Genomic DNA, 23654 nt, shown 5'->3' with positions numbered 1-23654 from the left:
TTCTGGGCGCGAACCTTTCCCATCATGCCCGCAACCAGGCGGAAGCGTTGCATGGGATTGCAGCGGGCGCTTGTCCTTGAGAACCATTGTCGAATGCATTTTCAGTCGATCCAGTCAGCGAAAACAACGGGTTGATTGCAGGAATTGGCCCATGGAAGATTTGACCGTCGGCGATCTTCCATGGGCTGTCAAAGGTCATCAGAAGCGATAGCCCAGCGTCATGCCATAGGTCCGCTGCGTGCCGTAGGATTCCAGGTTGCAACCGCAGATCGCGACATTGTCGAACCCGATCTGACCATAGCGCTTGTCGAACGCATTGTTGAGGAAAGCGGTCAGGCGCAGTCCTTCAGGTTCCTGATTCCAATTGACGCTCAGATTGACCAGCGTCCGCCCCTTGAACCAGTCGCCATCGAAGTTGCGCAGGTTGTGATAGAAGCCGGAGGCGTAATTGGCCTGTGCGTTGAAGGACAGGCGGCCACCGGCAACGTCCGACGGAACCACATAGTTCAGGGCTGCGCTGGCCTGTTTTCTGGGCGCGTAGGTAGGACGAACGGTCCGGAAGATACCCGGCGCGACTTCGAAATCCTTGATCGCGCCATGCGAATAGGATGCGCCCAGCGTCGCCCGCAACGCGTCGGTTATCTGGAACCCTGCGTCGAGGTCGAAACCATAGACCTTGCTGTTCACATTCTGCACGAAGCCCGATGCGTTCGAGAACAGGAAAGCCTGATAGTCCTTATAGTCATAATAGAAGCCGGTCCCGTTCAGCGAGAAGAGCCGGTCGCCATATTTGAACCCGCCTTCGTAATTGGTCAGGACTTCGGGCTTATAGGACATCTGCGCGGACGTGAGGGGAGTGCCCGGTCCGGGGAAATTATAGTTGCCGCCCTTCACGCCGCGATTGACGCCAGCATAGAGCAACAGCTTGTTGACAGGCCGATATTCCAACTGCGCCTTGCCGGCCCACAGGGTTTTCGTCCGCTCGTTGCTGTACGGTGCGGCATAGGGGAACAGGAAGACGCCGGTATCGATCGTGTAATCATCGACATTGGCGTAGACATTCATCGTGATGTCGTAATTCTGATGTTCGCGAATGACGCGGCCGCCCAGGATCAGCGTCCATTTGTCGGCCAAGCCAATTTCAGCCTGTCCAAAGCCCGAAATCGACTTCGTATGCAACCGGGCAATGGGCACGATGTCGATTCCGTCTGCCGCCTGACCGAACAGCGCTGCGACAACTGACCCACGGGCGCCGAGCAGGCCACCTTCCGAGTTGGTCAGGCTGTCCAGATAATAGACGCCTGCCGTCCAGCGGAACCCCTTGTCACCCCCGCTGGCGCGCACTTCCTGCGAAAAGGCGCTGGTGCGGGCGCGGGTTGGTACTGCGACGAAGTTGACCGGCGAACCGTCGCCGTCCAGGAAGAACTGCTTGTTGTGCCGTTGGTAAGCGGTGATCGAAGCGATGTCGACGTCACCCAGCGAATAGTCGATATGGGCGGACCCCGTCCAGACCGATGCGGTGTTCAACCTGCGCCGCGCATAATCCACGGACAGGTTCAGATCCTTGGGATCGACGGGGACATATCCGAACCAGTTCGCGCCCGGCGCGCGCGTGCCGTTGCCGGGAAAGGCGAAGGACGCAAAGGGGATGACGGAATAGTCGGCATAATTGCCGCCGCCCGGCCCAATGGCAAGACGGGTTTCGGTCGGCGAAGCGCGATCGACCTGGACTAGGCGGCCCTGATCATCATAGGTGCCGATCGTCGCCACCGAAGTGTAAGGGGCCGATGACAGGCTCTGCTTCGCGCCGGACAAACTCAGCCTGATCTTCAGATCGTCCGTGGGTTCCAGCAGCAATTGCGCGCGGCCCGCATAGGTACGGCCGCCGCCGAGGTCCTGGCAGCACGGGGTTGGGCTGGCCCCGGCGGGTCCATAGCTCAGCGGTGCGCCTGCTACTGCGCCCGCCGGATAGATGTTCTTCCAGTAATTGTCGACGGTATTATAGTAACCGGAAACCCGAACCGCCGCCTTGGCGGAGAGCGGAAGATTGACAGCCGCTTCCGTCTTGATGTCGTTGAAGCGCGAATAGGTCAGATCGAAGGAGCCACCTACCGCATCGGTTTTCGGTTGAACGACGAGGGTGTTGACCAGACCCCCGGTCGCGTTGCGTCCGAACAAGGTGCCCTGGGGTCCCTTGAGGACCTCCACGCGCTGGATGTCGAACAGCGCCAGCGTCTGACCCTGTTGGGTGGGGACATAGACGTCGTCGATGTAGACGGCCACGGGCGCTTCGAGAAAATCGCTGAAGTCCGATTGCGTCACGCCACGGATGGTGAACTGTTGTGTCTGGCCGCCATAGCTGCCCGACACATAGATACCCGGCGTCAATTGCGCGATGTCGGTGCTCTTCGAAAGCCCCATTTCCTTCAGCGTATCGGCGCTGAAGGCAGCGACGGCGATCCCGACATCCTGCAAACTCTGTTCGCGGCGTTGCGCCGTGACGACGATATCGCCCGATGCCGCATTGTCCTGCGCGGTCTGGCCGACGGCCGGCTGCCAGGTCAGGGGCAGGGCGGTCGAAACCATCGCCAGCTTCAGATAGCGTGCATATCCGCCACGCGTCCGGTGCACGTCCCCCCGCTTATATTCCCTGTTCATGAATTTGCGCATTTTCTCATCCTCCCAATTTGTTCGTAACGCCCGGCGGGCAGTCGATCAGGCCAGTTGCCGGAAATCCGGATAGCCGGTCTGGCTCCAGCCGCCGTCGGCGACCAGGATCGAGCCGGTCACATAGGACGCTTCGTCGCTGCCCAGGAACAAGGCAGGTCCCGTCATTTCGAAAGGATCGGCGGCCCTGTCCTGCGCGATCCGCTGCCGGTAGATGTCCAGAACGCCCGGTTGGGCCAGCACCGGCTCGGTCAGGGGCGTGTTCACCAGACCGGGCGACAGGGCGTTCACCCGGATGGAATGTTCGGCAAGTTCAAGCGCTGCCGTCCTGGTGAGCATTTCAAGTCCCGCCTTGGCCGATGAATAGGCTGCCGCGCCTCGTCCCGGTATATGGGCGCTGACCGACGTGACATTGACGATCGCGCCGCCCACCCCCTGCCGGATCATCTGGCCGGCCTGATGCTTCACGCAGATGAAGGCGCTGCGCAGGACGCCGTCCTGCACCGCATCCCAGTCCGCTTCCGAAAGATCGACAATCTGGCCCAGCCGCAAATTGGCCGCCACATTGAAGGCGACGTCGAGCCGCCCGAAGGCCTCGACCGTATGTTGCACCATCCGGGCGACCTGATCCGCGTCGGTGACATCGGCCGTGATGGCGACGGCCCTTTCCGGTGACCGTGCCTGAAAGGCCTCCAGCTCACTTGTTCGCCGGCCTACCACCGCTACCCGGGCGCCTGATGCCAGGAGCCTTTCGGCAATTGCGAGGCCGATGCCCGAACTGGCGCCGACGACAAGGGCGACCTTGTCATCATAATGCCAGTTCGCGCTTCCCTTTTTCGAAGTCATTATTTTTTCTCATCTTTGTCTTAATCGATGATCCGCCGGGAACGGCGGGCGGATCATTTTTCGTTCAGCTGCGCGCGACAACCACCGTCTTGAGTTCGCTATATTGTTCGAGCGCGGCTTCGCCATTGTCGCGTCCATAACCGGACTGCTTGAAGCCACCGAACGGAAGGCTGGCGTCGAGGACGAAATAGCAGTTCACCCAGACGAAACCTGCCTTGACCTTCTGGACGAAACGGTTGGCGCGATCGATATCCTTGGTGAAGACTGCCGCGGCCAGACCGAAATTCGTGTCATTGGCGCGATCGACGACCGTCCCGGTATCGGTGAAGCCCAACACGCTGGCGACCGGGCCGAAAATCTCCTCCCGCGCGATGGACATATTGTCCGTCACATCGTCGAAGATCGTCGGCTGGATGAAATATCCCTCATTTCCGTGGCGCGCCCCGCCCGTGACAAGGCGCGCGCCCTCGCGCTGTCCGGCCTCCAGATAACCGAATATCTTGTCGCTTTGCTCTTGCGAGATTTGCGGTCCCTGCGTCACGTCCGTGTCGAGCTGATGGCCCAGGCGGCGTTTCGCCACCTTCGCGGCAAGTCTGCTGACAAATTCCGGTCGGACCTCATCATGCACATAAATGCGCGTTCCGGCCGAGCAGCACTGTCCGGCGTGCCAGAAATTGGCGGAGAACGCCCCTTCCACGGCCTGATCGAGATCGGCATCGGCAAAGACCACGATAGGGCTTTTGCCGCCCAGTTCGAAGGTGCAGCGCTTCAGCGTGTCCGCCGCGCGCTTCTGGATGATCCGGGCCGTCGCGCCCGAACCGGTGAAGGCAAGCTTGTCGATGCCGGGATGAGTGACGATCGCATCGCCCACGATCTCACCGGGGCCGTTGACGAGATTGATCACCCCGTCCGGAAATCCGGCCTCCAGAGCGAGCTGGCCAAGATAAAGCGCCGAAAGGGGCGTTTGCTCGGCGGGCTTCATGACGATCGTGTTGCCGGCCGCAAGCGCGGGACCCCATTTCCATGCCAGCATCAGCAGGGGGAAATTCCAGGGGATGATCTGGCCCACGACCCCGACGGGTTGCTTGACCGTATAGGCGAAAATATCACCGCGCGCGGGAATGGTCCGGCCTTCGATCTTGTCGGTCCAACCGGCGTAATAGCGCAGGGAATTGACGACAAGGCCCGCTTCGTCGCGTGCGTCGATCAGCAGTTTGCCGCTGTTATAGGCGTCGAGCGCGGCGATATATTCGATGTCGCGCTCGATCAGATCGGCCAGCCGATAGAGCAGCCTGCCGCGATCGGCCGCGGCCATCTTGCCCCACGGGCCCGTCTCCAGCGCGGCCCGGGCGGCCAGGACGGCGCGATCGACGTCCTGGGCCGTCGCCTGCGCGACCGACGAGATCACGGCGCCGGTCGCCGGATCATATGTGTCCATCAAGGGACCATCCGATGCGTCGCGCCACTGACCGTTGATCAGCAACTGACGGTGTTTGATCTCGGGGAGGAAGGTCTTGCTATAGCTGTTCATGGAAAATCTCTCGTTTAACCGGCTTGGATCGCAGCGGACGGAGCGCTGAGGGGCGTCGTCCAGCTGCTCGTTCAGTACCAATAGGCCATGCAGCGGCTCTCAATGCTGATACGCGGCGCCGCTCCAGGCGGGCAGGAGGGGTCGTTGAACGCACTGTGGGGAACCATTTTGGGTTGGGTGGGGTCCGTGTCATATTGCTTGAATATCAACACGTCGTTGCTCGTCAGCTTCGAGAAATAGGCCCAGCGGAAATGGTCGTTGGGGTGAAAGAAACCCGTGTCGACATCCCCGTCCACGCTGGGGAAATAGGCCGGGCCCGCCGTGATGTCCTCCGGACGGACCGACCGCGCATCGCACACTGCCAGCGGCAGGTTGGTCGGCCCGACCGAGAGCAGCTTCCATATATTGTAGAGCGCCATGCGCCGCATGCCGGGGCGGGACGGACGCGCGTAGAAATAGTCCGTCACTTGCTCTATGCCGATATCCGTGACGTCCCAATGGACGAAATCCGCCCCGACGGTCTTTTCGATGTCCTTTTCGATGGCCGTCAATTCCTGCCGGCGGACCACGCAGAACTGCGCCATGACAAGTTCGTCGGCGCCGGTCATTGCCTTGAGGAGAGGGAGCAGGCTTTCGCGATAGGAAGCGGCGGCTTCCCGGGAATCCGCCAGATCGGGCAGGTCGATCTTGTGCGGAACGCTGCAAAAGCCTTCGATCTCCAGCGTTGGCGGAGTCGGGAAAGCGTCGGCGTCGAGGATGTTGACCTCGACCTTTTCGAGCGGCAGGCGGTTTTTTGAAAAGTCGCCATTGTTGACATAGGGTTCAGGGCAATTGCGGGCGAGATAGTTGATGGTCGTCGGAACGGACCGGAGCTTGCCCGCATTTTGTGTCGAAGGTTCAACCAGCACCATTTTTTCCTCTCCTGACGCGCATGCGATAGGCATGTGGGCGTCGTCGATTTCAGCCGTCTTTCGTTCCGCCTGCGAAGGAGGCCGGTTCCTTATCTTTCCGCGCGGCGAAGGATGCGGAAGCAGCCAGGGATTTATCGCCTGCTGATCCGGCTTCAAAATACGGAAATCCGTAAACCCGGACGTGCTTGCGCAGCCGATTGTCATGATCTACAATCGAGGCGCCGAATTTTGCGCTGGTTTACGATGATGTCTTTTTCGCTGTTCTTTCAGGAAATTTCGGCTCTTGGCAGAGAGTGGGTCCGGTGAACGTCAGGGTGGTTTTGGATCAGCAGGCGTCTAACCTGCTTGCCCATTCGATAAGGCAGACACGGTCCCAGAGCGCAGTCGTTTTCCTGTGCGACAGGACCAGGACTGCGCCCAGCCTTCACCGTCTCTATGCCCATGGCATACCCATGGCCGCGCTTCAGGATTATTCTGCGGCCGGAATTTTCACGCATGATCCCTTTTTGTCGCAGGAAGTCGTGCGGCGGCGCGTTGGTGAAAAGGGGTGGCTTGTGGTCGAGTCCAATGATTGCGAGGTGCGGGAAGACATGTGCGCATCCGAATATTGGGCATTTCTGTCACGATACAAGATCGGCGTGGGCGGCGCGATCATCAAGCCGATCACTTCGGACGTTTTCCTGGTCGGCGCGCTGCACGGCGATTATCGTCCGTCGGACGCCAGCATAGCGACCGTAGCCGATGAAATGGGTGGCGTGCTCGACTGCGCAGCATCCCGATTGATGAGTGTCGCGATAGGCGCTCTGGATCAGGGGAACGAAATTTCAACTGTCGATGCCTTGAACGGCCTTGTCGATCGGTATCGTTTGAGCGAGAGGGACTCAGCGATCGTTTCTCTCGTCAAATCCGGACTTTTGAACAAGCAGATCGCGCATGAGCTATCCATCCCGGATTACACCGTGGAAAACCATTTGAGGCGGATTTACAGGAAACTGGGCGTCCATAATCGGTCCGCCTTACTGTCTCTTATGTTTTCAAGGGCCTGATGTCGCTGGGAAATGCGACCTGACGGGCTGCTGACCGCGCCGCTCCAAGGCTCGCTTGAAGGATATATGGTCGGATCGACCCGAGCATGGCCCGTTAATTGATTTTCCCCAACAACGCTCTGGCGGTCTGGAACCGGGACCGCAGCTTCGTGATCTTCACATGAGTGACATATGTGTCACTTTACCCGACTACTGGCGATAAAGTGACACGGGTGATTTTCCAAAGGCGCCGCTGACTTGCGCTGTAGCGGCGCCCCGGAGGATCTCAGCCGTTAAGCTGATCCTTGACGGCCTTGGCGGGATTGAAGGTCAGCTTTTTCGACGCGGCGATCTGAATGGTTTCGCCATTGGCCGGATTGCGGCCCTCACGCGCGGGCTGGTCCTTGATCTTGAACTTGCCGAAGCCGTTCAGCGAAATCTCATTGCCATCGGCCGCCGCAGAAGTGATCGCGGCAAAGACGCTATCGACATATTTGCGGGCATCGGTCTTGGTCAGGCCATGCTCGGCGGCCAGCGTTTCAGCCAATATGCTATTGTTCATATCGCATCTCTCCTATTGGGAGGCCAAGTCATATCGGCTTTGCGGGCCGGGACAAAGAGTTTCTGCAAGGTAAAGTGACATCTGTGATTTTTGTGTCGCCGGCGGTCGGAAGGGGATTCACATGGAGTCAGCTTGTGCTAGATTCCTGATATGTTCTACCAAGCCGATCTTTTTGAGCAGCCCCAAGCCTTCGCAGAGTCCGTCGATCTGCCGGATCTGGTCGAGCGGATATCGCGGGTATCGAGGCGACCGCGCTATGCCTTCATGGTGCTGAACCTGATTGCGAAAGAGGCGGGCAATAATGGCAGCCTGGGCCCCTATGTTTGCGACAAGGGGGGCCGGGTTCCGGTTCGGGACTGGCTCTGTCAGGCGCTTGCTCCCTTGGCCCGGCGAGATTGCCGTCGATTGGCCATGGTGGAGGCGGTGCGCGCGGAGCTGGCCATGGAGGGGCAGTCGCCGGAGGAGGACCCATCCGGCGTCCAACGTCGAATGGAGGAAGAAATTCGGTCGCGAATCCTGCGTTCGGGACGCACCAATGTGAGTCGCGCGGTATCGGATCTTGTGCGGGCGGGCGTTCTTCGGCGCCATTATCAGGGCTTCCGCGTCGATCATCCGAACCGGGGCGCGCAGCGTGAGGCCGTCTACACCATCATGCCGGAGGTGAAGCGCGCTTTGGCTCGGGTTTGAAACGATGTTTGAACGAACTCGCCGATGACGATCAAAATTCGCGCGAAAATGTCAGCCGCCAGTTCCGTGGATTGCCGGGCGTCACGCGGTCGATACCGCCGGTGTCGGGCCAGTAACGCTTGTCGAAGATGTTGGCGACGGTCAATTGAGCGCCCCAGCCACTGCGCCTGTAGGAAAGGCCGGCGTCGGCCAGCATATATTCTGGCAGCCAGAGCAGCACGGACCCATCCGGCTTTGTCGAGTAGATGTCACCGTTTCGCTTGCTGTTGTAGCTGATGCCGAATGTCGTGCCCAGGCCGGTCAAGGGTCCCTCCCGCACTTCATATTGGGCGAACGCACCGAAATTATGCCTGGGTATGTTGGACAGGGGCGTACCGACGGTGAAGAAATTGTCCTTTGTCACCTCCGCATCCACGTAGGTATAGGCCAGATTGAGACTGAGGCCGTTGATCGGCTCCCACTGAAGCTCTGCCTCAAGACCGCGCGCGCGTTGTTCGCCGGACACAACCGAAAAGTCGAGGTAGATCGGGTCCGCCGTCGCGACGTTCTGGCGGGTCAGCTGATAGATTGCGAGACTGCCGCTGAGCGTTGTGCCATCGGGCGCGAACTTGAAGCCCAGTTCGATATTCTTGCCGCGCTCTGGTGGAACCGGGCCGCCGATCGGATTGCCGTCGGCGTCGAAGCCGACCACTTGCTGGCTGTAGAGCTGAGGTAGAAAGGATCTGGACCAGCTGGCATAGGCATTGATGCCGGGCGCGAGCTTCACCGTCGCGCCGACCCGAGGGCTGAAGGCGTCGTCCTTCTGCCCTGAGGCTTCCGCCCAGTCATAGCGCCCGCCCAGCGTCAGTGTGACGAGATTGCCGAATTTGAGATGGTCCTGGACATAGATGCCGGTCTGATGGGACTTGCTGCCGCTTGGCGCACCCCGGACGGCAGAGATGTCGTACAGGGCATTATAGTCAGGGTTGGCGATGCTCAGCGGGAAATGGGTGGGATCATAGTCACCCGCGCTGTCATAGCTGTTCCTGTTCTGGCGATAGTCGACGCCTGCCAGCCATTCATGCATGATGCCGCCGGTCCCGAACTTGCCCTTTAACCGACTGTCGACCGCGAAGTCCTTGTCCGTCGCTCGATAGGGGCCGTAGTAATAACGGCCGATCGTGTCGGTCGGCTGATCCGTATAATCGCCGTCACTGTCGATGAACCCCGCCGCGAACATCCAGCGGTTCCAATATTCCTTGCGGCGGGTGTAGCGCAGCGTCTGGGAATAACTGACCGTTTCGCTGAAGCGATGATCGAAAATATAGCCGATCTGGACGCGGTCGCGATTGTTGATGACGCGTTGGCTGCCACTATTGTTGATGGCGAAATCTTCGGGGATGTCGAGCAGTCCGGGCAGGACCGTGCCATAGGAGGGGACTGGCGAAATCGGGTTGTCATGGTCGCGCTGATAGCGGCCCAGCAGGGTCAGGGTCGTGTCGGGACCGGGCCGCCAGCTAATGGCTGGCGCAACGAAGATACGGTTGATTCCGGCATTGCGCACGAAACTGTCAGCATCGCGATAGGTGGCGGTCAAACGGCCGAGCAGGGTTCCGCCGCTGTTGAGCGGCGCGTTGGCATCGACCGTGCTCTCGACAAGATTCCACGAACCGGCTGACGCGGTGACCTTGAGGAAGGCATCATCGCGCGGCCGCTTGCTGACAAGGTTGATAAGGCCGCCGAGCGGCGCCTGGCCGAAGAGCATGGAGGCAGGGCCTTTGACCACTTCGATCTGCTCGACAGCGGACAGCTCCTGATTGAAGCCGACGCCTGCTTCATTGACCAGCCCGTCGAGGTAGACGCTGCCATAAGCGGCGTCGAAGCCGCGGATCGTATAGGCATCGTAAAAGCCGTAGGTGGTGCTGCGGGAGACGCCGGCGACCGTGCGCAGGGCTTCGGAGAGCCGCGTGACGCCGCGGGCCTCGATGTCATTGGCGGCAACGACCGATATGGCCTGAGGCGTTTCGATCAACGGGACGTCCGATTTACCGGCAGCAATGGCTTCGGCAAGGTTGCTGCCGGTGACGACGATATCCGGGTGCGCCGTCGCGCCACTGCCATCTGCCGCATAGGCTGTGGTTGCCACCGCCATCGCAGGTGCTGACAGGCTTACCAGGCAAAAGCGATTTTTCATATGGACCTCCCCAAAAAGTGCTGGCCTACTATCGTTATTGCTAATTAATTGCAATATCCTCTCAGCCTATTTTTTATGGGGACGGTGTCTATCTGTGAGGAGACTATCTTCCTGTGATTATTGGCGTATATCGATATTTCAAACGGAGCCGTGACTCCTCATCCCGGGATCGGCGCGCCCCCATTGTGGCCGGTATCAACCTGCCTGTCGGCTGTGGCGGAACCAGATTGCTATCGACCAGCCAATCACACCGCAGCCGCCCAGCCAGATGAGGAAAGCCGCCGCATCCCCCGTCAGAGCGCATATGATCCCCGGGACGCAGGCTGCGCCGGACAGCAGCTGTCGCATCCGCTTTGTCTGACTTCCACGCCGCGCGCCCGCGGCACGGTTCCGCTTGGGATCGCCCACACATAGGGCCATAAGAGCCAATGCCGATATGCTGGTTGCAATCAAGGTCAGCAATGTGGTCATGCCGCAGCGACCGGGCGAGCAGCAATCGGCAACGGTCTTTGGGGCGAAGCCGCCGCCCGCCAGATCATCCCTATTCCCGCCAGCAGGAATGCAAGATCAAGAGCAGCGATGACTGGCTGACCGGCCTCAATGGCACGGCCCCAGCCCGGTCCGCCAGTGATCCAGCGAAGTGGGGGCAAAACAGCCATGACCAGCCCGGTGCCCTGTTGCAGGACCCGACCCAGCATCGCTGCCGAGCGCGCGAGTCCGCCGCCCGCTACGGCCATGCCGGACGCGATCAGGAAAGCGGCGGGGGTCCAATATGTCGCCGATCCCAGTGGCATTGTGATGAGGAAGGCGGCGGCCGCGACCGCCAGCGCAAAGGGTAGGCCGAAACTCACCACCATCACGGTGCGATCCAGCCATTCGAGCGAGCGCATATCCTCCCGCCGCGCGAGCCACAGCCGCAGGCCGGTGAAGGTGACATAGCACATGGCGAATCCCAGCGCGAACCAGACAGCCTTGGACAGCATGCCCGCGAAATTGCCGAAATGCATGGGCGCCATGATGGCGGCCAGTGTTCCGCCCGCTGATGGTTGCGTGCCGATCGACGGCTTGGTGCGCAGGAACATTGCCTGTGCGCCGTCATACAACAGGGCCACAGGCTCGATGTCTCCAGCTTTTGGGGGATGGAAGCTCGTGACCTTCGCGTCAGCCCGACCGAAATTCTCGATGGTGATAAAGGTCGGGATCTCGCCCGTCCGGCGAATGGCATCAGCAGCGATCCGGTCCATATTGCCGATGGCGGCGGGGCGGGGGTCGGGCCGCCCCGGATTACCGAAGACTGCGTTGTTGAACGCCTGCACGTCGCCGCCAAAAGCCGCCATCGCCACAATCGGCACGCCGATCGTCCCGAAGAAGGAGAAGAAACTGCCCGTGAACGCCAGGACGAAGGCGAAGGGCAGGCTCCAGGTTCCGGCCACGCTGTGCCGATCGCGGTCCACCAGCACGGGGTTGGCGCGCTGCCGCAGGGTGAAGATGTCCCTGAACAGATGGCGATGGATCAGCAGGCCCGAAATGGCCGCGACCAACATCGCCAGCCCCACTATGCCGGTCAACAGCAGGCCCCACGGATTGGGCACGTGCAGGCGGACATGGGTGTCGACCAGAAAATTGCTCAGTGCATCGTCGTTGCGTGGCCCGAACACTTCCTCGCCGGTTCCGTGCAGCGCCTTGGCAACATCGCCCTTTTTGTCGAGTTGGTAATAGATGCCGCGACTGACCAAAGTGCCGTCCGGATCGGTTTCGTGCCGATGAAAAAAGGCGCCCAGATCATGATCGCCAATCTCGAAAATATCGACGCCCTCATGATATTTGGCGGGCGTTTGCGCGGCAAGACGGCGGATGCTGCTGTCCATCGGCCGCTCGAAGGCCGAGCGCGTTTCGACATGGCCAGCCGACCAGATGCCGATCTCCTCAGCGAAAACAGCCGCCATGCCGGTGAAGATGACCGCGTAGAGCAGCAATCCCAGCCCGATCCCCGACCAGCCATGGACGGCGACCATCAGCTTCGTTTCCTCCTTTTTCAGGTGGATCATGAGCGCTGTTCCCCCGTGTCTGTCCTCTGGATCAAAAATTTGTGCGCGACCAGAGCTGCGTGCAAAAGGAAAAGGGCAGCAGCGACAGCAGCCACGCGCGAAAGCCTGTGATCAAGACAGGCATGGAAGAACAGCGCAGCCCAGATCAGCGGCATCAGAACCAGCGGCAGCACCAGATTGTCGACGCCGGCCGCTCCTCCTGGAAGCCACAGCGGCATGCCCGCCATGATCATCAGCGCCACCAGCACCGCTCCCGGTCCGGCCAACGAGATGCGGGTCCATTTTCGCCAGCTTTTCACACTGAATTCTCCGACGCCCTGACCACAAGGTACGTGGCAAGGGTGCAGTGAGCGTTAGCAATCAGCTGCGACGCAGGCAAGGAAAATGCTAATGAGAATCTATTTCATAAATCAACACTGGGCGCCTGATCAGGGATGGGGAATGAAGCACTCGGGCTTATCGGTCTTCAGTCGGTTATGGTATGTTTGATAATAATCATTATGTTAAGTTTCCGTCCGCCGAATATTGGCCCTCGCTCTGTATCAGCGGCAATCCTCACCACCGCTGCTTCATCAGCGGACTGTGATACAGCGATCTTCAAGGCGTGAAGGAAACGGCACCAGAAAAGTTCCTCCCGAACAATTGCCCAAATTCCTGGCGCTTATCTACGAGATTGCTAAGCGTGTAGCGGTCGAGGACTGCCAGGAAAGCGGACAGGGCCTCTTTGAGCACGCCCGTCATCCCGCATGCCGGGGCGATCACACAGTTCCCACAGTCGACAAGATCAAAACCTTCTTCGGTATGCCGGACGAGCGTGCCGATATTGATTTCTTCAGGAGGCCTTCCGAGGCGAATTCCTCCCCCGCGTCCGCGCACGCTTTCGATATAGCCGGCACGAACAAGATCATTGACCACCTTCATCAGGTGATTTTGGGAGATGCGGTAGGCCTGAGCCACCTCCGCAATCGAGCACAGCCGTTCGGGGCGCGAGGCAAGGTAGAGCAGCGTCCGGATAGAATAGTCTGTGAACAAGGTTAGCTTCATACGGGGTCCGTGGGGCCGTCGATCGGCCCCTTCATAATATGCATCATGCTTGCATGTTTCAAACACTCATTATAGATGTATCTCATATACATGATTGGAGCCTCAGTCGTGGGCACAAGGATTGACGAAGCAGATCTTGAACAACTGGTGAGCGCCTTTTACGCTCGCGTGCGGGCTGACACCGAATTGGGGCCAGTCTTCAACGACGCTATCGATGATTGGCCCGGCCATTTGGCCAAACTCACGGATTTCTGGTCATCGGTGATGTTGGGCAGCCGCCAATATAAGGGTCAGCCAGTGCCCGCGCATATGAAGCACAGGGTCCGGATCACACCAGTTTTGTTCGATCGCTGGCTGGACCTGTGGAACAGGACGACGGGGGAGTTGTTGGAAGCGGGTGCCGCGTCTGCCCTTCAAGCCAAGGCTGCGCGGATCGCCGAGAGCCTGCAGCTGGCGATGTTCTTTCGGTTGGAGCGAAAGCCAGATGGATGCTCCTTGGGTCGAACGACTGACGAGACAGCGTGACCATGCCTGAGAAGCTTCCTTATCGATCTACGCCGGTCTTCGATCAGGACACGCTGCCCGCGGCCTTACGCTCACGTCACAGTACGAAGGCGGGCGTGTGGGGCCTGCTGCGAATCATCGAGGGCGAAGTGAGGCTCACCTATCTCGATCCGGCTTGGGAAATGGTGCTGAGCCCCGATACGCCCGGCCTCCTACTCCCACAACAACCGCATTTTGTGACGCCGCTTGGTCCGATGAAGATGCAGGTTGAATTCTATGATCACGCGCCGGGTCTTTGATCGGCCGAACCGCCATGCCGCCCATGCTCAACGAAGGAGTTCCCGATGAATCAGCTGCTTAGTGAACAGACGATCGCGTTGGTCAAGGCCACCGTTCCTGCTCTGGAGGCACATGGCCTCGACATCGTGCGCGAAATGTATTCGCGCATGTTTCAGAATCCGGACATCCGCGACCTGTTCAATCAGTCCCACCATGGTGACAGCGGTTCACAGCCGCGCGCCTTGACAGGCGCGATCCTGGCCTACGCGAACAACATCGATAATCTCGGCGCACTGGCGCCCGCCGTCGAACGTATCGCGCAGAAGCATGTGGGCCTGCAAATCCTGCCCGAGCATTATCCTCATGTGGCTGAAGCGTTGCTGGGAGCGATCAAGGCGGTGCTCGGGGATGCGGCGACAGATGAAATCCTGGCGGCCTGGGGCGAAGCCTATTGGTTCCTCGCCAACATTCTTATCGCTCGCGAGGGGCGTATCTATACCGAACAGAAGGATATGACCGGTGGCTGGAACGGCTGGCGCGATTTCCGCGTGGAGGAGGTTGTTCGCGAGAGTAGCGTGATCAACTCCTTTATCCTGCGGCCTGCTGATGGCGGACCAGTTATGGCGCATCTGCCGGGGCAATATCTCACCTTCTGGCTCGAAATCCCCGGTCACCCGCCGCTCAAACGCAACTATTCGATCTCCTCGGCTCCCAATGGTGAGACGTACCGCATCTCCGTCAAGCGCGAACCACAGGGGATGGCTTCCCGCTGGCTGCATGATGCGGTTGGGACGGGCGCCATGCTGAAGGTTGCCGCCCCTGCTGGCGAATTCTTCCTTAGCGAACATGTCGAACGGCCCATCGTCCTGCTTTCTGGCGGCGTTGGGCTTACCCCGATGGTCGCCATGCTGGAATCGCTGGTGAAAAATGGCGCGGACGTGCCGGTCCAATATATTCACGGCACCCACGATCGGGATACCCATGCGATGCGTGATCATGTTCGCACACTGGCCGCAAAGGGGAGCGCCGTTCAGGTGACGGACTTCCATCAGACGCCGTTGGCTGACGAAATCGAGGGCCAGGATTTCGACGCCGCGGGTATCATCACCGACGAATGGCTGGTTGCAAACACGCCCGTGGCGCAGGCCGATTATTATATCTGCGGACCGCGTCCCTTCCTTCGCCACGCGGTTTCCACATTGTCGCTGGCTGGTGTGCCCGCCACCCGCATCCATTATGAGTTCTTTGGTCCGGCTGACGAACTGCTCGCGGCCTAAAGAGAATCTGAATCAATGACATCGTCAACCTGCCGCCGGGTGCCTTTTGCCGCTGCCCGGTGAAGTCCCACGTGCGTCTGTGTGGCGATGTCATTTTTGGAGGCTGTGCCAGTCCCCCCCTCCCATCATCCTTTTTTTGCAGCACCAGGATCGTCAGGGCCGGTTCGGGCGAATATAACGCCACTGCGTGGACACGTTTCCCCAGCCCGGTTTCGACCGGTCACTTCGTTGAACAGTCCAACTTTGTCGATCTGAAGAGGACAATACTGAATCAATAGCGTTTGAGCACGCGCTCAACGCTATCGTCTGCGGTGCCGGCCTTGCCCTTGGCATCGCCAACCTCCTTCTCGATCGCTGAGCGGACCTTTTCTACCTGCGCCGCAGTCAGATGCTCGATGCCGATAAATTGTTCGCGTGCCGCGTCGAGCGCGCGGATCACTTCGTCAAGCTTGGCCTGCATGGCTGCGGCATCGCGGTTCTGGCTATTCTGGATGAGGAAGACCATGAGGAACGTCACGATCGTCGTGCCTGTGTTGATGATCAGCTGCCAGGTGTCGGAATAGCCGAAGACCGGCCCGGTAACCCCCCAGACGACGATGATCGCCAAGGCGAGCGCGAAGGTGAGCGGCTGCCCCGAAGCGGCGGAGATGCGAGTGGCGATGGCGGTGAACAAGCGATCCATGGCGGCACCCTCTGTTTGTTATTGGTCCTTCAGAAATGGGACCAGCAACAATCAGTAACATTTGAACCGGCGAAACGATCAAATCCGTGCTGATTAAAACCGGTGGATACGCCCTCTCCCATTCTGCTGGGGAACGGTCAATGGGATATTCTCGAGCTTCGATGTCTGCTGGAAGACCCCCCTGCCGATGATGACCATATTGCCGGCTTCGAGGTCGAACATGACTTTCCCGCGATCGGCCATCGCTGCATGATGCTGATGAGCGCCCGCGCAGTGCCGTTTGTCGTTGTCACCGGCTATGGGGCCTGTCGCTTGACTCCGCGATTCTCGACGATGCCCCGCGCGTGACGAAGCCCATTGACGTGTCCCGACTGGCCAAAGTGCCGGCGGGCAGGTTTTCCCCTTATGCGCCGAGCACCCGATCTTCTCGGCAATGGAAATCATTGCTGCCCAGCGGGAAGGATGATCAGCCTCGTGATCCAGCACCATCCGCACCGCCCGTGCGCGAACCTCGGGGGCAAACTTGTTCGTCGTCTTGCTCATATCGGCTCCACTTACTCAGAAGTTGGAGCCTCCAGCAAACACGGCGCGGTTCAAACCGACTCTTAGCGTTGTCTGGCGTACTTTCCACGCTATGCCCTCAATTACGGCCGCGCCTCAAGACGTTCCGCGGCCTCACACGCTCCGAATATATCTGCAAAATGCTGGACAACCGAGCCAGACCGATTCAGATTAGATTCGCACCATCAAAGCCCGGGACCAAACACCTAGACTGCCGATCGGCCGGTCAAATATCGGAAATAGGTCGACCCATACCCGCCATGAACAGGCGAATGCGATAGACGGCCTGCCGGTCGATCTCATCGTCGGACGGGCGCAACCAGAGCCAGGTGCGGAACGCGCCGTCGATCATGAGCTGATAGAAGGCGAGAGCGGCGTCGGATGCGTGTTCTGGATCGAGGCGGCGCTCGAAGAGATCGGTGAGATAGATCAGGGTCACGCCCCCAGTCCGTTCCCACAGATAGGCACCGATCTCGGGTTTCGTGAACGCCTCTGCATTGGCGATCCGCATCAGCCTCAGCCCCTCGGGTGTCCGCATGTTCGCCACAATATTACGGGTGACGTTGAGTAGCGTTTCTTCGAGACTGTCCGTTTCGGCCATGCGCAGCGTCGCGTGGGAAATGACAAGCCGGTCAATTGCGCGCTGGAGCGCCGCCTTGAAGAGCGTCAGCTTGTCGCCGTAGCGCGCATAGACGGTACGCCTCGCCATCCGAAGCGAATCCACGATCGCTTCGATCGACGTGCCGTCAAAACCTCGTTCGAGAAAGAGGTCGAGCGCCCTGTCGAGCAGTTCCAGGTGCCGCTGTTCGCTCTGTTCGCGGGTCGGACGGCCGCGGCCATTCGAACGCTTTGCCCCTGGGGGCTCGACCTTGCCCGAGTACAGCAACGCAGGTCCGGTATCGCTCATATCGTTATATCTTTCCAGGGGCCGTCTCGGCTCGGTCCGGGCAACCCTGTGGCCTCCACCACCTCAAAGATCAAGTGTCAGGCGCTTCCCGAGGCAGCGCGAGACGCAAACGACGATCTGGTCGCCTGCGGCCCGTTCGATGCCGGTCAATACCGAGTCGCGATGATCGGCCTCGCCAGCGAGCAGGGTCGTGATGCACGAGCCGCAGGTTCCTTCGGCGCAGCTACTCACCACGTCGGTGCCGGCTTCTTCGAGAATATCGAGCAGACTACGATCAGCCGGTACAGTGAGAATCCGGCCGCTGCGGGCGAGCTCAACCTCGAACTCGGTGTCGCCCCCTTCGCGCCGCACCGGCGTCCGAGGGCTGAAGCGCTCCATACGGACGCTGCCTGGAGGCCAGTGCGATGCCCGCGCCTCGATGGCATCGAGAAGTCCGCCCGGACCGCAGGTGTAGACGAGTGTGCCCGGCTTCGGCGTGCTCAGAAGTTCATCCAGATCGAGTATGCCGGTCACGGATTCCGGGCAATATTCGACCTTGTCGCCGAACCGCGCCAGCTCATCCTGAAAACCCATCGTATTGAGCGAACGGCCACCGTAGATGAATCGGTATGAAGCGCCTGCCGCCTCCGCAGCCGCAACCATCGGAAGGAGCGGCGTCACGCCGATGCCGCCGGCGATGAACAGATAGTCCGTGGCGGCGTCGAAGCTAAAATGATTGCGCGGACCGCGGACGTTGAGCTGGTCGCCTGCACGGATATCGTCGTGAAGCCAGCGCGAACCACCGCGGCCTTCGGCTTCCCGGAGCACGCCGACACGCCAAGCCATTCGGTCCGCTGGATCACCGCACAACGAATATTGTCGCGCACTGCCGTCCGGGAGCAGAATATCAATGTGCGCGCCTGGCGCCCATTCCGGCAACAGGTGACCCTCCGCAGAGCGTAGCTCGAGGGCGACCACGCCATCGGCGGCAAGCCAGCGGCGGGAAACTTCAAGTTCTAGATCCGCTTCGACTTGTCGTTCCACAATCGGTTCCAATTCAAGTAGCGCCATTGCAAAAAATCCTCGGTTTTAGTCCGCGAGGCGGGATCAAAATGTCGCAGTGAGTAGGGAGCGAGCCTTCGCGACGCGGTAAGAGCGGTGCGCACCGAGCCAATGTGCCGGCATGTTCGACGCGCTTACTTCGCTTGCCTTGTTTCTGCTTGAGCGGGACACGCTTCCGCTTCGCCGCCATGGCAATCCTTCTCCGACCTATCTGGGCGGTTCCTTCCAATCTCTTTTCAGGTGGTGCTTCAAGGAGCGGTAGGAACCAGGCTGCGCCCTGGAATTCCTCCATTCCGCGCTTACCCGACGCTAAACCATCGAGGGGTTGAAGGTCAATAATTAAAGAGAATGACACTATGCATTATATTATGTGAACGAGTAAAGATCGCTGGCGCCACTCCCGTGAAAGAGGAGCAGGTGAGCACCTGCCGAGTGAAGGTGGAGCGACGAAAATGGCGATAAACCCCGATCTTGCGCGCGGTATTCAACGAAAGCACAAAAGGCGGTTGCCATGATCCGATCAGTTTTGCTCATGACCTAAATGAGAAGATTTCGTTCGGGGACGAGGCACTCAAGCCTGGCGTCCGCGCAGTGCAAATATCGTTCATGCGCGGGAGGTGCTCGCCTGCGCCTTTCGCGTGAGTCACTGACCGGTCCGACTAACAATGAAGGTGGGCGACTGGACGGCGATATGGCTGTGTCTGCGTCGCCCGCGCGGCTGTGTATGTGGGTGCCCCGACCAGCACCGAACGGAATTAAGTAGAATGCCCCTGATTATTTCTATTCATGACTGGCCAAAATTTTCGCGTTTGCGGCTGCACCCGCTCGGTCGTTAACTCTCAAGCAACAAAAAAGCGCCGCCGGATGCGAGGCTGCGCGGCATGGGTCAGGACAGGCTCCCGCCGCAAGCTCATATCGCCACCGGTAGCCGGCGTGCAGAAGATTTAGGGATGGAGGATCGGTTGGCACGCACCGGAAGTGGCTTTCGACAAATTGCGCACCATCGCTGTGGGCACCGCCGTTCGATCTTGGGTCGCGTGCGATGAGAGGCGTTCTCTCAAAGGGGCTCAAGGGCTCCTGTCTCGTCATCGCAGTCGTGCTGATCGCCCTAATTCTCGAAGGGCTCGACGTGCAGTTGCTTAGCATGGTCGGCCCGAAAGTCATCCAAGAGTGGCAGATCAGTAATTCGGCCTTTTCGCAGGCACTTGCCTCGGCGGTTGTTGGGATCGCGCTGGGAGCCGCATTGGGTGGGTGGATTGGTGATCATGTCGGACACCGGCGGGTTCTGCTCTGGTCGATGTTCGGATGTGCAGCGCTCACCGCGCTCACTGCGCTCACCCAGAACATTATCCAGATGGCGACCGTTCGCTTTTTCACCGGCATCGCAATCGGCGCCACGGCAACCAGTACGCTCGTTTATATGACGCAAGCGCTCCGTCCAGAAGGACGGGCATCAGTCGGAGCTCTATCAGGAGCGTGCGGTCCGGCGGGCGGGATGCTCGGCAGCGTCGTCGTGCTGCTCATCGAACCAGGCCATGGCTGGCATGCCTGCTTCATCGCGGCCGGTGCCGCGATGCTCCTGACCCTCATCATTCTTGCGACCTTACCGGCTCCGGTTGCGAGCATGGGGCCGGCTCGCGGTGGTGCAAACCCTGACGCACCACCGACGAAAACGCCGTTGTTCACGGCGAAAAACCGCCGCATCAACGTTGGCGCCCCTCTGGCCTTTGCCGGTATCACCTATATGGGCTATTCCTTCGCCTGGACGCCAATGATCCTAGCAAAGGCTGGTCTTCCGCTCTCCGAAGCCGTCATGGGCTATCTCGCCTACAACGTCATGGCGCTGCTCGGTCCGTTGGTGACGAGCCTGGTCATCAGCCGGATCGGAACACTCCGCCTGATGATCACGGCGTTTTTGATCGGCATTGCGAACGCGATCCTTCTGGCCAATGTCGTCGGACTTCACCAAGCGGGACCCAGCGACGCATTACGGTTCGTCATCTACCTCGGCATCGGTGCGATGGGGGCGATTTACTCGATCCTCGCTGCTGCGCTCAACGGGCTGCTCGCTTGCGGTTATGACGACGGGTGCCGTGGTCGCGGGATCGGCCTCGCGCTTGTCGTCGCCAGGATCGGCGGCCTCGCGGCGATCATCGCCGGCGGGATGATCCTCGACAGCGCCTTCGGGCCGACCGGCTTGTTCTACGTCATTGCCGCCACACTCATATTAGGCGTGTGCGGCTGCTTCATCATCAATCGTCATGTGCCCGCACGCCAATCGCTCGCGCCGGTGCTGGCATAGCAATCCGGGGAAACGGATTCGCATTCGCCGCACCCGTCATTCGAAAGATCTCAAGATCCGGAAAAACCGGACGGAATGCCAAGTCAGAGCAAATAATCGAGAGGGATTAGTGATGAATTTGACATCTTCGAAAGAAAAGCAGAAGCGGACGCTGAGGACGGCACCGGCCCGGGCCCTGCTGGCTGGAACGGCGATCGCGGCCCTCGCCGCCTTGGTGGCGCCTGCATCGGCGCAAACAACCGGCGCACTTGCCGCCGAAAAAGCCGAGTCGTCGAATGACGGTACGATCGTCGTGACCGCGCAGCGCCGTGCGCAAAGCCTTCAGGATGTGGGCATCTCGGTCGCGGCTTTCGAGGGCGACTCGCTAAAGGCGATGGGCTTGTCGGAAAGCACCGACATCGCGCAGATCACGCCGGGCGTCTACGCGTCAGGCAGCTACGGCGGCCAGACGCAGCAATATACGATCCGCGGAGTTACCCAGTCGGCCTTCTCGGATTCGCTCGAGGTTCCGGTCGCGGTCTATGTCGACGACATCTATATCCCGGCTCAGCAGGGCCACATGCTTGCGCTGTTCGACATCGACCGCATCGAAATCCTGAAAGGCCCGCAGGGCACGCTTTTCGGGCGCAACGCGACCGGCGGTCTTGTGCATACACTGATCGCGCAGCCCGATCCCTCCGCGGTCGGCGGTTATGTCGATCTTTCTTATGCTCGCTTCAACGAGCTGAAGGCGGAGGGCGCGCTCAATTTCCCCTTGGGATCGAATGCGGCCCTCCGCGTCGCGGGCTATTATTCGCGGATCGATGATTTTTGGAAGAACCGTTATCCCGAAGGGCTTTCATCCGGCGCACCCGGCACGGTCGGTCCTCCGGTCACCCCCCGCGGCGAAGACCTTGGCGGCGGCAAGACTTATGCGGGCCGCGCCCAGTTCAAGTGGGAGCCGACTGACGATCTGACGATCCGCATCGGCATTTCCGGCTCCAAGCAGCGTATGTCGACCGCGCCCTATACTTCAGTGGCAACGATCGGGACCTATAATGCCGCCGGCGGATATGTCGAAAACGACTATGCCTCGCCTACGGAAACGCGGTTCGCGATCGGTCCCAACGGACAGAACCTGCCGACCGTCGGTGTACCATATTCGCTTTTCGCGTTCCCGGGCAACGGAACCCGCGCACCAGGTGCCGACTGGTTCGGATATGTGCCCATCAGCGCGAAGGATCTCGAGCTCTCGTCGGATTATGCACGACAGGACACCAACCGCGCGTCGGTGTGGATGGCGGCTTCGCACATCGACTATGACTTTGGCGACGTCACCTTCTCGTCGATCACCGGTTATCAGAAACATTCGAAGTTCCAGGTGCTGGACGGCGATGGCGGCCCTGCGAATTTCGTCGCAGTTTCTGCGGATGCCGACACCAAGGCCTTCTCGCAGGAATTCAAGTTGAGCGGCGGTGATGAAGATGGCTTCCTCTGGACGGCCGGCGCTTACTATCTCAATCTCAGGAATGACTCGCGAAGCGGCTTGATCGGACCGCCCGGCTCGATCGTCGCAGCGCTATTCAACCTGACCTCCGCCGGCGTCTTTATCGGACCGATCAGCAGGACCAAGACCGAGTCCATATCCGGCTTCGGGCAGTTCGAACTCGCCCTGTCGGAGCAGTGGAAGTTCATTCTGGGTGGACGCGTCATCCGGGAGCATCAGGAATATGCTTCGGTCGGGAACGCCTACCGCAGTGGCGACGCCTATCATCCGAGCTACGACACGCCCTTGTTTCCCTATACGGCGCCTTTTTCTGACGAGCGCACGAAAACGCTCTGGGCCGGCAAGGCGCAGATCGAATTTCGGCCGAACAGCGATCTCCTTGTCTATGCGGGCGTCAATCGCGGCGTAAAGGGTGGCAACTATAACGGGAAGGCCCTCGGGGTGAACATCTCCGACGCGCAGGTGCCCTATAAGGCCGAAACGCTGATCGCCTATGAAGCCGGGTTCAAATATGGCGACCGCGATTTCTCGTTGAACGCCTCTGGCTTCTACTACGACTATCAGGACTTTCAGGCGTTCCTGTTCTCCAACGCTGCTGGCGTCATTAAGAACCAGGACAGCAAGGTATGGGGCATCGACGCCGACATGAGCTTGCAGGTAACAGACGGGCTACGAGCAACTGTCGCCGGAGCCTACTCCCACGCGGTTGTGAAGGACTATGAGGTGGCGCCCGGCGTCTTCAAGACGGTCCGTCCGCCTTATGCGCCGCGCACGCAGGTGACGGCCTCGCTTGCCTATACCTACCCTGAGGAAATTGCTGGCGGCGAGCTCTCGTTCAGCGCGCTTGGAAACTATTCCTCGGGCTTCTACTACAATCTGCGCAATTTCCAGGGCAACTGGTACAAGGGACGTACGCTTGTGAACCTCAGCGCCAGCTGGGCTCAGCAGCCGACCGGCCTCAGCCTGACCGCTTATGTCAGCAACCTGTTTGACAAGCGCTACGGCCAGATTGGCTTCGACAACACCCAGATCTGCGGCTGCACCCTCCAGTCCTACGGTACGCCGCGGACCTATGGTGTGACGGTGGGATATAAATTTTGATCGCGCGCCGATCCTCGCCT

At 59.9% G+C, this 23654-nt stretch carries 20 protein-coding genes and 2 pseudogenes; 8 read left to right on the top strand and 14 right to left on the bottom strand.

All coding sequences use genetic code 11. The features are described from left to right. Positions 1-22: 22 nt before the first annotated feature. The 5 genes from RUH75_RS09715 to RUH75_RS09695 all read right to left on the bottom strand — a co-directional run bounded on the left by RUH75_RS09715 (position 23) and on the right by RUH75_RS09695 (position 5955). Positions 23-199 carry a hypothetical protein gene (locus RUH75_RS09715; protein ID WP_313805151.1) on the bottom strand — a complete coding sequence of 59 codons (177 nt, stop codon included), beginning with the start codon at positions 197-199 and terminating at the stop codon, positions 23-25. Then, positions 199-2670 carry a TonB-dependent receptor gene (locus tag RUH75_RS09710; protein ID WP_313805146.1) on the bottom strand — a complete coding sequence of 824 codons (2472 nt, stop codon included), beginning with the start codon at positions 2668-2670 and terminating at the stop codon, positions 199-201. The genes RUH75_RS09715 and RUH75_RS09710 overlap by 1 nt, the downstream gene beginning before the upstream one ends. 45 nt (positions 2671-2715) lie before the next feature. Further along, positions 2716-3513 (bottom strand): SDR family oxidoreductase, encoded by a 798-nt coding sequence (locus RUH75_RS09705; RefSeq protein ID WP_313805143.1) that lies wholly within the window; start codon positions 3511-3513, stop codon positions 2716-2718. 64 nt (positions 3514-3577) lie between these two features. Further along, complete coding sequence (locus RUH75_RS09700) at positions 3578-5044, bottom strand: aldehyde dehydrogenase family protein (protein WP_313805136.1); 1467 nt, start codon at positions 5042-5044, stop codon at positions 3578-3580. A gap of 71 nt (positions 5045-5115) precedes the next feature. After that, complete coding sequence (locus RUH75_RS09695) at positions 5116-5955, bottom strand: CmcJ/NvfI family oxidoreductase (protein WP_313805133.1); 840 nt, start codon at positions 5953-5955, stop codon at positions 5116-5118. A 452-nt stretch (positions 5956-6407) separates the two neighbouring features. Between RUH75_RS09695 and RUH75_RS09690 the strand changes: the two genes are divergently transcribed. Further along, a complete protein-coding gene (locus RUH75_RS09690; RefSeq protein WP_313805130.1) occupies positions 6408-7001 on the top strand; it encodes a helix-turn-helix transcriptional regulator in 594 nt (197 codons plus the stop codon). A 265-nt stretch (positions 7002-7266) separates the two neighbouring features. Here the strand turns inward: RUH75_RS09690 and RUH75_RS09685 are convergent, their stop codons facing one another. After that, on the bottom strand, positions 7267-7542 hold the full coding sequence (locus tag RUH75_RS09685; RefSeq protein ID WP_313805128.1) for an HU family DNA-binding protein: 276 nt from the start codon (positions 7540-7542) through the stop codon (positions 7267-7269). Positions 7543-7692: 150 nt separating this feature from the next. Here RUH75_RS09685 and RUH75_RS09680 point away from each other — a divergent pair, with 150 nt between their 5' ends. After that, on the top strand, positions 7693-8229 hold the full coding sequence (locus RUH75_RS09680) for a hypothetical protein (protein WP_313805125.1): 537 nt from the start codon (positions 7693-7695) through the stop codon (positions 8227-8229). A 31-nt stretch (positions 8230-8260) separates the two neighbouring features. Here RUH75_RS09680 and RUH75_RS09675 read toward each other — a convergent pair whose 3' ends face one another. The 4 genes from RUH75_RS09675 to RUH75_RS09660 form a co-directional block, all read right to left on the bottom strand. Further along, positions 8261-10402 (bottom strand): TonB-dependent siderophore receptor, encoded by a 2142-nt coding sequence (locus RUH75_RS09675; protein ID WP_313805122.1) that lies wholly within the window; start codon positions 10400-10402, stop codon positions 8261-8263. Positions 10403-10869: 467 nt separating this feature from the next. Beyond that, a complete protein-coding gene (locus tag RUH75_RS09670; RefSeq protein WP_313805119.1) occupies positions 10870-12450 on the bottom strand; it encodes a PepSY-associated TM helix domain-containing protein in 1581 nt (526 codons plus the stop codon). Further along, on the bottom strand, positions 12447-12683 hold the full coding sequence (locus RUH75_RS09665) for a hypothetical protein (protein WP_313805248.1): 237 nt from the start codon (positions 12681-12683) through the stop codon (positions 12447-12449). The genes RUH75_RS09670 and RUH75_RS09665 overlap by 4 nt, the downstream gene beginning before the upstream one ends. 364 nt (positions 12684-13047) lie before the next feature. Further along, positions 13048-13494: an Rrf2 family transcriptional regulator gene (locus RUH75_RS09660; RefSeq protein WP_313805116.1), complete on the bottom strand. Its 447-nt coding sequence runs from the start codon at positions 13492-13494 to the stop codon at positions 13048-13050. Positions 13495-13569: 75 nt separating this feature from the next. Here RUH75_RS09660 and RUH75_RS09655 point away from each other — a divergent pair, with 75 nt between their 5' ends. Genes RUH75_RS09655 through hmpA form a run of 3 tightly spaced genes read left to right on the top strand, consistent with a single transcriptional unit; the run spans position 13570 to position 15554 of the window. Then, entirely contained in the window at positions 13570-14019 is a 450-nt protein-coding gene (locus RUH75_RS09655) for a group III truncated hemoglobin (RefSeq protein ID WP_313805113.1), read from the top strand. Positions 14020-14021: 2 nt separating this feature from the next. Beyond that, positions 14022-14297, top strand: coding sequence for a DUF1971 domain-containing protein (locus RUH75_RS09650; RefSeq protein WP_313805110.1), 276 nt, complete (start codon positions 14022-14024; stop codon positions 14295-14297). A gap of 45 nt (positions 14298-14342) precedes the next feature. Beyond that, positions 14343-15554 (top strand): NO-inducible flavohemoprotein, encoded by a 1212-nt coding sequence (gene hmpA, locus RUH75_RS09645; protein WP_313805107.1) that lies wholly within the window; start codon positions 14343-14345, stop codon positions 15552-15554. Positions 15555-15825: 271 nt separating this feature from the next. On the opposite strand, the gene RUH75_RS09640 is transcribed toward hmpA, so the two are convergent. Beyond that, the gene (locus RUH75_RS09640; RefSeq protein WP_313805104.1) at positions 15826-16236 is read right to left on the bottom strand and encodes a low affinity iron permease family protein; all 411 of its coding nucleotides are present in this window, start codon (positions 16234-16236) and stop codon (positions 15826-15828) included. A gap of 407 nt (positions 16237-16643) precedes the next feature. Beyond that, a pseudogene (locus RUH75_RS09635) lies at positions 16644-16779 on the bottom strand (IS3 family transposase); the annotation flags it as partial. 110 nt (positions 16780-16889) lie between these two features. Here RUH75_RS09635 and RUH75_RS23665 point away from each other — a divergent pair. Next, positions 16890-17007, top strand: a pseudogene (locus RUH75_RS23665) (IS481 family transposase); the annotation flags it as partial. Between the two features lie 16 nt (positions 17008-17023). Here the strand turns inward: RUH75_RS23665 and RUH75_RS09630 are convergent. After that, positions 17024-17704 (bottom strand): TetR/AcrR family transcriptional regulator, encoded by a 681-nt coding sequence (locus RUH75_RS09630; RefSeq protein WP_313805101.1) that lies wholly within the window; start codon positions 17702-17704, stop codon positions 17024-17026. Positions 17705-17767: 63 nt separating this feature from the next. Next, positions 17768-18754, bottom strand: coding sequence for a PDR/VanB family oxidoreductase (locus RUH75_RS09625; protein WP_313805098.1), 987 nt, complete (start codon positions 18752-18754; stop codon positions 17768-17770). Positions 18755-19841: 1087 nt separating this feature from the next. Between RUH75_RS09625 and RUH75_RS09620 the strand changes: the two genes are divergently transcribed. Continuing rightward, on the top strand, positions 19842-21047 hold the full coding sequence (locus RUH75_RS09620; RefSeq protein ID WP_313805095.1) for an MFS transporter: 1206 nt from the start codon (positions 19842-19844) through the stop codon (positions 21045-21047). Further along, positions 21007-23634, top strand: a complete 2628-nt coding sequence (locus RUH75_RS09615; protein ID WP_313805092.1) for a TonB-dependent receptor domain-containing protein — start codon at positions 21007-21009, stop codon at positions 23632-23634. Before RUH75_RS09620 ends, RUH75_RS09615 begins: the two co-directional genes overlap by 41 nt. Positions 23635-23654 lie beyond the last annotated feature (20 nt).

This window comes from Sphingobium sp. (assembly GCF_032153725.1).
In the GTDB taxonomy this organism is placed as follows: Bacteria; Pseudomonadota; Alphaproteobacteria; order Sphingomonadales; family Sphingomonadaceae; genus Sphingobium.
Note: the sequence above shows the minus strand (reverse complement) of the source record. Positions and strands in the feature narration are given on the sequence as shown.